Origin of the sequence: Sphingomonas pruni NBRC 15498, from assembly GCF_001598455.1 — a bacterium.
In the GTDB taxonomy this organism is placed as follows: Bacteria; Pseudomonadota; Alphaproteobacteria; order Sphingomonadales; family Sphingomonadaceae; genus Sphingomonas; species Sphingomonas pruni.
This window is the reverse complement of sequence record NZ_BCYZ01000106.1, coordinates 1-11,223: the sequence shown is the minus strand read 5'-3', so window position 1 is coordinate 11,223 and position 11,223 is coordinate 1. Positions and strand designations below refer to the sequence as shown.

Sequence of the window (11,223 nt, the reverse complement as noted above, 5' to 3'; positions counted from 1 at the left end):
TACAGGGAGGGGAATGAATGCCGAATCCCCACACATCCGACGTCCTGATCATCGGTTCCGGCGCCGCCGGGCTTACCGCCGCGCTCAACCTTGCCGACCGCTTCCGGGTGACGGTGCTCGCCAAGGGCGGGCTCGCCGAGGGGTCGACCGCCTGGGCGCAGGGCGGGATCGCCGCGGTGCTCGAACCGGGCGACACGTTCGACAGCCATATCGAGGACACGATGATCGCCGGCGCGGGGTTGAACGACCGCAAGACTGTCGAATTCGTCGTCGAGAACGCACCGCGCGCGATCGAGCGGCTGATCGAACTGGGCGTGCCGTTCAACAAGGAAGGCGGCGACCTCCATCTGACGCGCGAGGGAGGGCACAGCCACAGGCGGATCGTCCATGTCAACGACGCGACCGGCTGGGCGGTGCAGGAAGCGTTGCTCCACGCGGCGCAAGCGCATGCCAATATCACGCTCGTCCCCGACATGGTGGTGGTCGACCTCGCTACCTCGAAGCACGAGGAGCGCTATTCGGGCGCGGGCAACGTCTGGGGCGTCTATGCGGTCAACCGCGCGACCGGGCGGGTGGAGCTGTTCACCGCCAATGCCACGATCCTCGCGACGGGCGGGGCGGGGCGCACCTATCTGTTCTCCACCGCGCCGCGCGGCGCGACCGGCGACGGCATTGCGATGGCGTGGCGCGCGGGCTGCCGCATCTCGAACATGGAGATGATGCAGTTCCACCCGACCTGCCTCTACAATCTTGAGGTCAAAAATTTTCTGATCACCGAAGCGGTGCGTGGCGAGGGCGGCCAGCTCAAGATTCCCGAGACCGGCTATCGCTTCATGCCCGATTTCGACCCGCGCGCCGAACTCGCCCCGCGCGACGTCGTGGCGCGCGCGATCGACCATGAGATCAAACGGCTCGGTCTCGATTACGTCCATCTCGACATCAGCCATATGGGCGCCGAGTTCGTCACCCATCACTTCCCGACCATCTACGAGAAGCTCAAGGGCCTCGGCATCGACATGACGAAGGAGCCGATCCCGGTCGTGCCGGCGCAGCATTATACCTGCGGCGGCATCGTCATCGACCTCGATGGCCGTACCGATCTGCCGCACCTCTATGCAGCAGGCGAATGCACCGAATCGGGGCTGCACGGCGCCAACCGCCTGGCGTCAAACTCGCTGCTCGAATGTTTCGTGTTCGGCGAGGCCTGCGCGCGGCACATCAATACGCATTGGGACGACCTGCCGCCGCCGCCCGCGATCCGGCCGTGGGACGAAAGCCGCGTGACCGATTCGGACGAAGAGGTGGTGATCAAGCAGAATTGGACCGAGATCCGCCGCTTCATGTGGAATTATGTCGGCATCGTCCGCACCACCAAAAGGCTCGAACGCGCCGCGCACCGGATCAAGCTGCTGACCGGCGAGGTCGAGGATTATTACGGCCATTTCCGCGTGACGCCCGACCTGATCGAGCTCAGGAATCTGCTCCAGACGTCGGACCTGATCGTGCGCTCGGCGCTGCATCGCCACGAATCGCGCGGGCTGCATTACACGCTCGATTATCCCGAAACCTTGCCGGTCGCGGTCGACACCGTATTGGTCCCTTAAGGGAACTCACGGAATCTCAGCGGGTTGGTTGCTCGCTCCACCGCTTTTCAGGTGCGGTTCATCGCGGAGACCCTATATCAGGGATTCCGCAACCGATTTCCTGCGATACTCTCATCGTAGAGAAAAACACGGGCGGGGGTCATGGGTCGTTCTGTGAAGCGTTTCGGTAAGATTGCGTTCGGTGTCGTTGCTGGCCTCGCGATCGCGGGCTGTGTCTCCGACAGCCAGTCCAACAGGGTCGCGCGCGCCGTATCGCCGCCGGTGGCCTATGCGCCGCCGCGAGAAGTGGTGCAGCCGCTCCCAGCCGCCAAGCCGGTGGTGCCGGCGCCCGCGGCGCTGACCGCGCTGGTGCCTTCGCTGACCCGCGATTTCGGCGGCAAGGTCGGTATCGCGGTGACCAGCATCGACGACGGCTGGACGGTCGCGTCCAACGGCGATCTGAAATTGCCGCAGCAAAGCGTGTCGAAATTGTGGGTCGCGATGACCGTGCTCGACCTGCGCGATCAGGGCAAATTGTCGCTCGACGATCCTTATACCGTCCGCAAGGAAGACCTGACCCTGTTCCACCAGCCGATCGCGGCGTTGGTCAAGGGCGACGGTTACCAGACCACCGTCGGCGGGCTGCTCCAGCGCGCGCTGACTCAGAGCGACAATACCGCCAACGACTGTCTGTTGCGCCTTGCCGGCGGGCCTACCGTAGTGCGCGCGTTTCTGGCGAAGAAGGGGATTGCCGACATCCGTTTCGGGCCCGGCGAGCGGCTATTGCAGAGCTTCACCGCCGGCCTTGCCTGGAAGCCCGAATATTCGACCGGCCGCGCGTTTGAGGCAGCGCGCTCGAAAATCCCGGCTTCGACCCGGATGGACGCGTTCGAGCGCTATATCGCCGATCCGCCCGACGGTGCCGCGCCGCGCGCGATCGCCACCGCACTCGCCCGGCTGAAGAAGGGCGAATTGCTCTCGCCGGTCTCGACTCAATATCTGATGTCGACGATGGAATCCTCGCATACCGGTCGCCAGCGGCTGCGCGGCGCGGTGCCCGAAGGCTGGACGTTCGGGCACAAGACCGGGACCGGTCAGGATTTCAGCGGCAGGACCGCCGGCTATAACGACGTCGGCTTCCTGATCGCGCCCAACGGCAAGGCCTATGCCATCGCCGTGATGATCGGCGACACGCCCAAGACGATCCCGCAGCGCCAGCAATTGATGCAGGCGGTGGTGACGGGCGTGGTGACCAACCACCGCTAGAGCGTCGCGCGGAAAAGTGGGTACCGGTTTTCCGCGAAAGCGATGCGATAACTCTAAGTGATTTGACCGCAATCCCCGGGGCGCGGCCGACCGGTCCGTGCCCCTAGGGGATCGCTATGAACGACGATCACGATAGCGCGGCGATCGCCGCCGACCTCGACGGACGCGGCTGGGCGATTCTGCCCAGCCTGCTCGATCCCGCCGCGTGCGCAGAAATCGCCGCCAGCTATGACGATGAAGCGCGGTTTCGCAGTCATGTGATGATGGCGCGCCATGGCTTCGGGCGCGGCGAATATCGTTATTATCGCTATCCGCTGCCCGATCTGATCGCCGGATTGCGCGCGGCGCTCTATCCGCGCCTGGCGCCGATCGCCAATCGCTGGCACGAGCGGCTCGGCCTGCCGACGCGCTTTCCCGCCGAGCATGGCGATTTCCTGGCACGATGCCATGAAGCAGGCCAGACGCGGCCGACGCCGTTGCTGCTGCGTTATGGCCCCGGCGATTATAACTGCCTGCATCAGGATCTGTACGGCGAGCACGTCTTCCCGCTCCAGGTTGCGATCCTGCTGTCGCGCCCCGGCGAGGACTTTACCGGCGGCGAATTCGTCCTGACCGAACAGCGCCCGCGCATGCAATCGCGAGTTGAAGTGGTGCCGTTGGGCCAGGGTGACGCAATGGTGTTCGCGGTCAACCACCGGCCGGTCGCGGGCAGCCGCGGCGACTATCGCTTGGCGATGCGTCATGGCGTCAGCATGTTGCGGTCGGGGCGTCGGCATACTTTGGGGATCATCTTCCACGACGCGGCTTAGCCTGGGGGCGGTCGAGAGAGTCCGACATTGAGATGGCGCAAGCGCTGGCCCATCTACTCTGTCATCCCGGCCCTGTGCCGGGATCCACCGGGCGGCAAGCGCGAAACAAGAGGCGTTAGCACTGGTGCGTGAGGCACGGTGGATGCCGGCACAAGGCCGGCATGACGGAGGATTCTAGACGATGCCCGGCGTCCGAATAGAGCAGGGGCGCCTCTGCCATCGACGAATGTCCCGCCAAACGACCTAACCATTTGTTCCCGCGCGCGCGGGACGCTATCTCCTCCGACGATGCCTCATCTCTATCTCGTCGACGGTTCGGGCTATATCTTCCGCGCCTATCACCAGCTCCCTCCGCTGACCAACCGGCATGGCACGCCGGCGGGCGCGGTCTATGGCTATACCGCGATGCTGTGGAAGCTCGCCGACGCGCTCGACAAGGCGGAGGGGCCGACGCATCTCGCGGTGGTACTCGACAAGGGCTCGCACACCTTCCGCAACGATCTCTACGACAAGTACAAGGCGCAGCGTCCACCGCCGCCCGAAGACCTGATCCCGCAATTCCCCCTGATCCGCGAGGCGACCCGCGCCTTCTCGCTGCCGTGCATCGAGGAAGAGGGGTTCGAGGCCGACGACATCATCGCCACCTATACCTGCCGCGCGGTCGAGGCCGGCTGGGACGTGACGATCGTCAGTTCCGACAAGGACCTGATGCAACTCATCCAGCCCGGCGTCGACATGCTCGACACGATGAAGAACGAGCGGCGCGGTGCGGACTATGTCGAGACCAAGTTCGGCGTGCGGCCCGACCAATTGGGCGACGTGCTGGCGCTGATGGGCGACGCGGTCGACAATGTTCCCGGCGTGCCCGGGATCGGCGCCAAGACCGCGGCCAAGCTGATAACCGAATATGGCAATCTCGACGCGGTGCTGGCTGCTGCGCCGGAGATGAAACCGAGCAAGATGCGCGACAATTTGATCGAGCATGAGGCGATGGCTCGGCTCTCGCGCCAGCTCGTCGCGCTGCATGTCGATACGGCGGTGCCGCACACGCTCGACGAGCTCAAGCTCGACGGCATTCCTGTCGAGCCGTTGCGCGCGTTCCTCGAGGATCAGGGGTTCAAGACGCTGTTGTCGCGCATGGCGGCACACGCGCCGGGTCGCGAGCAGCCCGATCCGGTCGCCGCGGCGGTCGCGACCGCGGGGCCGGTCACGCCCGATTTCATCGAATTGCCCCCGATCAATTGCGACACGTATGAAACCGTGACGAGTATCGACCGGCTGGACGCGTGGATCGCCGAAAGCCATGCCAGCGGCACGATCGCGATCGATACCGAGACCGACTCGCTCGACAGCATGGCCGCCAATCTGGTCGGCATCTGCCTCGCCACCGCGCCGGGGCGGGCCTGCTACATACCCGTGGGGCACAAGAGCAGCGACGACATGTTCGGCGAGGTCCCGCCGCAACTGCCGCTGGCCGAGGTGGTGAGCCGGCTGAAGCCGCTGTTCACCGCGCCCGGCGTGCTCAAGATCGGGCACAATATCAAATACGACATCAACGTCCTGATCCGCCACGGCCTGCCGGTCTCGCCGATCGACGACACGATGGTGATGAGCTTCGATCTCGACGCCGGCCAGTCGCTCGCCGGGCACGGCATGGATGAAGTGGCGCACGCGACGCTCGAACACACCTGCATCAGCTACAAGGACGTGACCGGGACGGGTAAGAAAGCGATCAGCTTCGCGCAAGTGCCGCTCGATCAGGCGACCCGCTATGGCGGCGAGGACGCCGACGTGACCTGGCGGCTATGGACGCGGTTCAAGCCGCGGCTCGCCTATGAGGGCGCGACGCGCGTCTACGAAATGGTCGATCGCCCGATCATTCCGGTCGTCGCCGCGATGGAGCGCGCAGGGATCAAGGTCGACCGCGACCAGCTCTCGCGCCTGTCGAGCCGCTTCGCGCAGGAAATGGCGCGGCTGGAGGAAGAGATCCAGGCCGAGGCCGGGCAGCCGTTCCAGATCGGATCGACCCAGCAGCTCGGCGCGATCCTGTTCGACAAGATGGGATTGAAGGGTGGCAAGAAAGGCAAGTCGGGCGCCTATTCGACCGACGTCACCGTGCTCGAGAAGATGAAGGCGGAAGGGGTGACGATCGCCGGGCTGGTGCTCGACTGGCGTCAGCTGTCGAAGCTCAAATCGACCTATACCGACGCACTCCAGCAGCAGATCGATCGCGCCACCGGGCGCGTCCATACCAGCTATTCGCTGACCGGCGCGCAGACCGGGCGATTGTCCTCGACCGATCCCAATTTGCAGAACATCCCGATTCGTACCGAGATCGGACGGCAGATCCGCGACGCCTTCGTGGCGGAACCCGGCAACGTCATCCTGGCGGCCGACTATTCGCAGATCGAACTGCGGCTGGCTGCGCATATGGCCGACGTGCCCCCCTTGCGCGACGCCTTCCTGCGCGGCGAGGACATTCACGCCGCGACCGCGCACGAGCTGTTCGGAGAGGTCAACCGCGACACGCGCGGGCGCGCCAAGACGATCAATTTCGCCATTCTCTACGGCATCTCGCGCTGGGGCCTGGCCGCCCGGCTGGAGATCGACGCGGAAGAAGCGCAGGCGATGATCTCGCGCTATTTCGACCGCTTCCCCGGCATCTCCTCCTATATCAACGAGACGCTCGAGGGCGTGCGGCAGCGGGGCTATACCCAGACCCTGTTCGGCCGGAAGACCTGGTTCCCCCAGATCCGCGCGCCGATCCAGCATGTCCGCCAGGGCGCGGAGCGCGCCGCGATCAACGCGCCGATCCAGGGCACCAGTGCCGACATCATCAAGCGCGCGATGGCACGGATGGGGCCCGCGCTGGCCGATGCCGGCCTGACCGGCACGAAAATGCTGCTCCAGGTCCATGACGAACTCGTGTTCGAAGTGCCCGAAAGCGAGGTCGAGGCGGCCAAGCCGGTGATCGAACGCGTCATGGCGACGGCGGCGGAGCCCGCGGTGCCACTATCGGTGCCGCTCGCGGTCGAGATCGGCACCGGCGCCAGCTGGGGCGCCGCGCATTGAAATTGTCCGCGACGCGCGTCGGTCTCTTCCTGGGAACTGTCGTGATTATTCTTTGGGCGAACGCGCTCGCCGCCGGGCCTCTCACGCTAGAGCAGATGCGCGCACTGGCGCCGGCGGCGCTCGCCAAATATCTCTCGGCCAAGTCTGGCGATATGTTCGTCGAGTCCACGGTTTTCGACCGGACCGACGGTTCCCGTTACGCGCGGCGCAGCGTGACCTTGGCAAGCAAACCGACGTTCTCCGGATTCAAGGGCATATGCCAGGCGTCGACCGTATCGATTTCCTATCCCATACCCGTATCCGAGGCGGATGGACTCCCCGGTCCGGTTTCACCGGACGAGCCCGAAAAACGCGAAGTCGGGCTGCGATTTCGCGTTGTCGGTGAGGCGCCGGGCGGGCAAGCCGACGCCGCTGATACCGCGAGGTTCGACACAGAGTGCGAAGCGGCAGGCCCCGTGCTGGATCGCAAGAACGAACGCGGCGCGCGTTTCTTTCAGCTCTGGTATGGAACAGCGTCGGATGTCGATTTCGCGGTGCGTGCCCTGCGTGCTGCACAAGCGAAAGCAAAAACCTGGGAGCACGTACCGGAATGCACGCGTGACGTTCTTCTGGATGCCGATCCGATGTGCCGCGACCCGATCCGTGCCCTGATGCGGCTGGACTGGCGACGTATCGAAGGGCTCAGCGTCGGCACCGACAAGCAATCCGCTACCACTCGGCATATCACATTCTATTTTCGGCGTGATCCCAAGGAGGCGCCTGGCGCCGACCATATCCATGTCGAGATGACTGCGATCAAACAATATCAGGATCGACCGGATATCGAATCGATCGGGTTGGCCGGGGTCACCTATGTCGACTGACACTCGCGCCGCCGCGCCGGTCGTGCCGCCGACCGGTCCGGTGGACGACCTTGCCGTGCTGGCCAAGGGCGGCCGGACCAATATCGGCGGGTTCGCGCTGCGGCTGGTCGCGCGTCTGCCGTTCCTGTTCGTCGCGGGGCGGCTCTATGGACCCGACGCGGTCGGACGGTTCGCGCTCGCGCTGGTGGTGGTCGAACTCGCCGCGTTGATCGCGACGCTTGGGCTCAAGCGCGGGCTGGCCCAGGCGCTGGCCAATACCGAGCGCCCGCATTCCCATGTCGTGTGGGACGGGATGGCGGTGGCGATGCTCGCCTCGACCATCGCCGGGGCAGTGCTGATCGCGCTGCCGCGAGTGATGTACCCGCATGGTGACATCACGCTGGTCGAGCGGTTGTTGCCGTGCATCATCGTCGCCAGCGCCTGGTCTGACGTCGCGCTCTCGGCGCTCGCCTATCGCCACAATATCAAGGCTACCGTCACTGCACGCGCGGTGGTCGAGCCCTGGACGATCTCGATCGCCGCGCTCGGTTTCTATTTCGTCAGCGCGCGCGACGGGCTGGTGCTCGCCTATATGCTGTCGATGGTCGCGGCGATGGTCGCGTCGCTGGTCCCGCTCATCCGCAGCTACGGCCTGCCGCGCGGCTGGACGCCGCATGTAGCGCGCGTGGCGACCCTGGCACGGCGCAACGCGCCGCTGGCGGGCGCCGATGCGATCGAATGGGCGACGCGCAATGTCGACCGTTTCATCCTCGGGCTGCTGTTTCCGCCGGCGATCGTCGGCATTTATTACATGGCGCAACAGGTCGCCTCTCTTCCGGCGAAATTGAAGACCAGTTTCGACCCGATCCTCGGCCCCGTCATCGCCACCAGCCTGGCGCGCGACGACAAGGCGGCAATCGCCGACCAGGTGCGCCAGGTGGGCTTCTGGATCATGGCGCTGCAGACCTGCCTGGCGCTGATGGGCTCGATCCCGGGCGAGGCGGTGATGGGGCTGGTCGGCAAGCAATTCGTCGCGGGCACTGCCGCGCTCGCATTCCTGTTATGGGCGGAGGTGTTCGCTTCGACCGGCGCGGTCTGCGAAACGGCGTTGGTCTATATCGCGCGCCATCGCAATTTGATGATCTCGATCGGCGTGCTGGTGCTTCAGATCGTGCTGAGTTTCACGTTGGTCGCGGTGATGCGGTCGATCGACTGGGATCATTCCGTGCTGGCGGAATTCGGGACGCGCGATTCGGTCCAAGGGGTGAGCGTCGCGATCGCCTTGCTCATCGCCTTGAGTGTCGGATCGGTGCTCAAGTCGAATTTCCTCTCGCGGCTGCTGAAGGCGCGTGTGGCGGGCTGGCGCTGGTCGCTGCTGGGAACCGCGGCGGTCACGATCCTGGTCGGAACGGCGTTCACCTCGCTGCCCAAGAGCTACGAATGGGTCGAGCTCTCGGTTGGCGAGCCCGCGATCCTGGTGACTTATCTGTTCGTGCTGTGGAAATGGGCGTTCCGGCCCGAGGACCGGGCGTTGTTCAAGAAACTACCCGGGGCCGGCGCGGCGGCTAGCTAGATTCTGTTTCAGCAAAGCTGAAACGATTGCGGTAGCGCCTCAACGAAGCGTCGGGCCGGACACGCCGCGTTTGGGGGCGGCCGGCAGTTTAGCGAACAGTTGGATCATGCCCGGGCTGCGCGCATCGCCATTGGCGTACTCGCGTGCCGATTTACCCGCCATGTAATCGCGCTTGTCCGGATCGGCGCCGCCGTCGAGCAGGTCGCGCGCCATCTGTTCGTCGCGACGCAGCACCGCCTTGATCAGCGGGGTCTGCCCGCCGTCGCCGGCGAGGTTGGGATTGGCCTTGCCCTTGAGCAGGAGTGGGATCAGGTCGCCATAACCGCGATCGACCGCGAGCAGCAGCGGCGTGTCGCCCTGGCGGTTCTTGATATTGGGATTGGCGCCCTTGGCCAGCAGATAGGGCACGTACCGCGAATCGTCGCGCCGGACGACGATGTGCAGCGCGCCGTCGCCGGTCGACGGGTCCTGGGTGTCGATGATCCGCGACCCGGGCTTGGCCAGAATCGCCTCGACGTCGTTGCCCTTGTCGTTCTTGACCGCGTCGAGGAATTGATAGCCGGGCGAGCCGCTGGCGAGCTGCGCTGCGGCGGGAAGGGCGGTGACGGCCAGCGCGCCGGGAAGCGCCCCGATAAACGCAATGCGGGAGAGACGTGCGATCATGATCTGGTGCCCTGCGGGAAAAGTCGGGATCAACTTGCGTAGCCGCCCGTAAAAGATCAAGGCTGGCGCTGCGATGAACCTGCGTTTGCTTCCGATTTCGCTACTGCTGGCGCTCGCCGCCTGCTCGAACGCCACCCCAGCCGATCCCCCGCTGGCGGGTGCCAAGATCGGCGGCCCGTTTCAACTGATCGATCAGGACGGCAAGGCGATCACCGATAAGGTGTTCGCGGGCAAATATCGCATCATGTATTTCGGCTATACCTATTGCCCCGATGTCTGCCCGACCACGGCGCAGACCATCGGCGCGGCGATGCGGCTGCTCGACAAGAGCGACCCCGCGGTATCGGCCAGGGTCGTACCGGTATTCGTCACGGTCGACCCCGAGCGCGACACGCCGGCGGTGGTCAAGCAGTTCGTCAGCGCTTTCTATCCGCGCTTCGTCGGACTGACCGGCAGTCCGGCGGCGATCGACAAGATCAAGACTGAGTATGGCGTGTTCGCGTCCAAGGGCAAAACGACGCCCAATGGCGGGTATCTGGTCGAACATTCCAACGCTGCCTATCTGATGGACAGCAACGGCAACCCGCTCGCCTTGCTGCCCACCGAGCAGGGCGCGCAGGCGACTGCCGATGAGATCAAGCGCTGGGTGAAGACCAACCCGTGACGACCGACAGATTCTGGGAAACCAAGACATTGGCCGAACTCGATCGCGGCCAATGGGAGGCCTTGTGCGACGGCTGCGGCAAATGCTGCATCCACAAGCTCGAGGATGACGAGACCGGCGAGCTTTATCCGACCAATGTCGCGTGCCGCATGCTCGATCGCCGATCGGGCCAGTGCAAGGACTACCGCAATCGCCGCGCCTATGTACCCGATTGCGTGCGGCTGACAGTCAAGAACGTCTATACCACCGACTGGCTGCCCTCGACCTGCGCCTATCGCCTGCGCGCCAATGGCGAGAAGCTGCCGGACTGGCATTATCTGGTCAGCGGCGATCGCGAGGCGGTGCATCGCGCGGGCGAGTCGACGCGCGGCTGGACGGTCAGCGAGGACGATGCCGGCGAACTCGAATTCCATCTGGTCGATCGCGAGCTGTGACCGGCGATCTCGACGTCGTCCGCCATGCTCGCGCCCGGCGGATGCGGTTGTCGGTCGATCCCGCCAGCGGGCGCGTCCGGCTGACCATCCCGCCCCGCGCCTCGCTCAAACAGGCGATGGCCTGGGCCAACGATCATCGCGGCTGGATCGACGCGCAGCGCGCGAAACTGCCCGAGGGACGGCCGTTTGTACCGGGAGCGATGATCCCGATCGAGGGTGAGGATGTGGTGATCGACTGGTCGCCGGAGCGGTCGCGGACGATATCGCTGGCCGCACCCTCACCCTTCCGGCGCTTCGCGCCTCCCTCCCTCTCCCAG

At 65.2% G+C, this 11,223-nt stretch carries 10 protein-coding genes; 9 read left to right on the top strand and 1 reads right to left on the bottom strand.

The features are described from left to right. Positions 1–17 precede the first annotated feature (17 nt). The 6 genes from nadB to SPR01S_RS19850 all read left to right on the top strand — a co-directional run bounded on the left by nadB (position 18) and on the right by SPR01S_RS19850 (position 9,145). On the top strand, positions 18–1,604 hold the full coding sequence (nadB, locus tag SPR01S_RS19875; RefSeq protein ID WP_066593225.1) for an L-aspartate oxidase: 1,587 nt from the start codon (positions 18–20) through the stop codon (positions 1,602–1,604). A 141-nt stretch (positions 1,605–1,745) separates the two neighbouring features. Beyond that, on the top strand, positions 1,746–2,849 hold the full coding sequence (bla, locus tag SPR01S_RS19870; RefSeq protein ID WP_066593223.1) for a class A beta-lactamase: 1,104 nt from the start codon (positions 1,746–1,748) through the stop codon (positions 2,847–2,849). 116 nt (positions 2,850–2,965) lie between these two features. Further along, positions 2,966–3,658: a 2OG-Fe(II) oxygenase gene (locus SPR01S_RS19865; protein ID WP_066593221.1), complete on the top strand. Its 693-nt coding sequence runs from the start codon at positions 2,966–2,968 to the stop codon at positions 3,656–3,658. A 288-nt stretch (positions 3,659–3,946) separates the two neighbouring features. Beyond that, on the top strand, positions 3,947–6,730 hold the full coding sequence (polA, locus tag SPR01S_RS19860; RefSeq protein ID WP_066593220.1) for a DNA polymerase I: 2,784 nt from the start codon (positions 3,947–3,949) through the stop codon (positions 6,728–6,730). After that, positions 6,727–7,593 (top strand): hypothetical protein, encoded by an 867-nt coding sequence (locus tag SPR01S_RS19855; protein WP_157082375.1) that lies wholly within the window; start codon positions 6,727–6,729, stop codon positions 7,591–7,593. The genes polA and SPR01S_RS19855 overlap by 4 nt, the downstream gene beginning before the upstream one ends. After that, positions 7,583–9,145, top strand: coding sequence for a lipopolysaccharide biosynthesis protein (locus SPR01S_RS19850; protein ID WP_066593214.1), 1,563 nt, complete (start codon positions 7,583–7,585; stop codon positions 9,143–9,145). Before SPR01S_RS19855 ends, SPR01S_RS19850 begins: the two co-directional genes overlap by 11 nt. A 39-nt stretch (positions 9,146–9,184) precedes the next feature. On the opposite strand, the gene SPR01S_RS19845 is transcribed toward SPR01S_RS19850, so the two are convergent. Next, positions 9,185–9,808, bottom strand: coding sequence for an ankyrin repeat domain-containing protein (locus SPR01S_RS19845; RefSeq protein ID WP_066593227.1), 624 nt, complete (start codon positions 9,806–9,808; stop codon positions 9,185–9,187). A gap of 73 nt (positions 9,809–9,881) precedes the next feature. On the opposite strand from SPR01S_RS19845, the gene SPR01S_RS19840 reads away from it, so the two are divergent. The 3 genes from SPR01S_RS19840 to SPR01S_RS21765 all read left to right on the top strand — a co-directional run. Further along, complete coding sequence (locus tag SPR01S_RS19840) at positions 9,882–10,472, top strand: SCO family protein (RefSeq protein WP_066593212.1); 591 nt, start codon at positions 9,882–9,884, stop codon at positions 10,470–10,472. Further along, positions 10,469–10,906 carry a YcgN family cysteine cluster protein gene (locus tag SPR01S_RS19835; RefSeq protein ID WP_066593210.1) on the top strand — a complete coding sequence of 146 codons (438 nt, stop codon included), beginning with the start codon at positions 10,469–10,471 and terminating at the stop codon, positions 10,904–10,906. The genes SPR01S_RS19840 and SPR01S_RS19835 overlap by 4 nt, the downstream gene beginning before the upstream one ends. Continuing rightward, positions 10,903–11,223 (top strand): YgjP-like metallopeptidase domain-containing protein (locus SPR01S_RS21765; RefSeq protein WP_157082374.1); only part of this gene is annotated, 321 nt, incomplete at its 3' end. The genes SPR01S_RS19835 and SPR01S_RS21765, both read left to right, overlap by 4 nt.

What these genes read in the sequence shown, in the direction of transcription:
- nadB (WP_066593225.1), top strand. Translation starts at nt 18, where the DNA reads ATGCCGAATCCCCACACATCCGACGTCCTGATCATCGGTTCCGGCGCC.
- bla (WP_066593223.1), top strand. Translation starts at nt 1,746, where the DNA reads ATGGGTCGTTCTGTGAAGCGTTTCGGTAAGATTGCGTTCGGTGTCGTT.
- SPR01S_RS19865 (WP_066593221.1), top strand. Translation starts at nt 2,966, where the DNA reads ATGAACGACGATCACGATAGCGCGGCGATCGCCGCCGACCTCGACGGA.
- polA (WP_066593220.1), top strand. Translation starts at nt 3,947, where the DNA reads ATGCCTCATCTCTATCTCGTCGACGGTTCGGGCTATATCTTCCGCGCC.
- SPR01S_RS19850 (WP_066593214.1), top strand. Translation starts at nt 7,583, where the DNA reads ATGTCGACTGACACTCGCGCCGCCGCGCCGGTCGTGCCGCCGACCGGT.
- SPR01S_RS19845 (WP_066593227.1), bottom strand. Translation starts at nt 9,808, where the DNA reads ATGATCGCACGTCTCTCCCGCATTGCGTTTATCGGGGCGCTTCCCGGC.
- SPR01S_RS19840 (WP_066593212.1), top strand. Translation starts at nt 9,882, where the DNA reads ATGAACCTGCGTTTGCTTCCGATTTCGCTACTGCTGGCGCTCGCCGCC.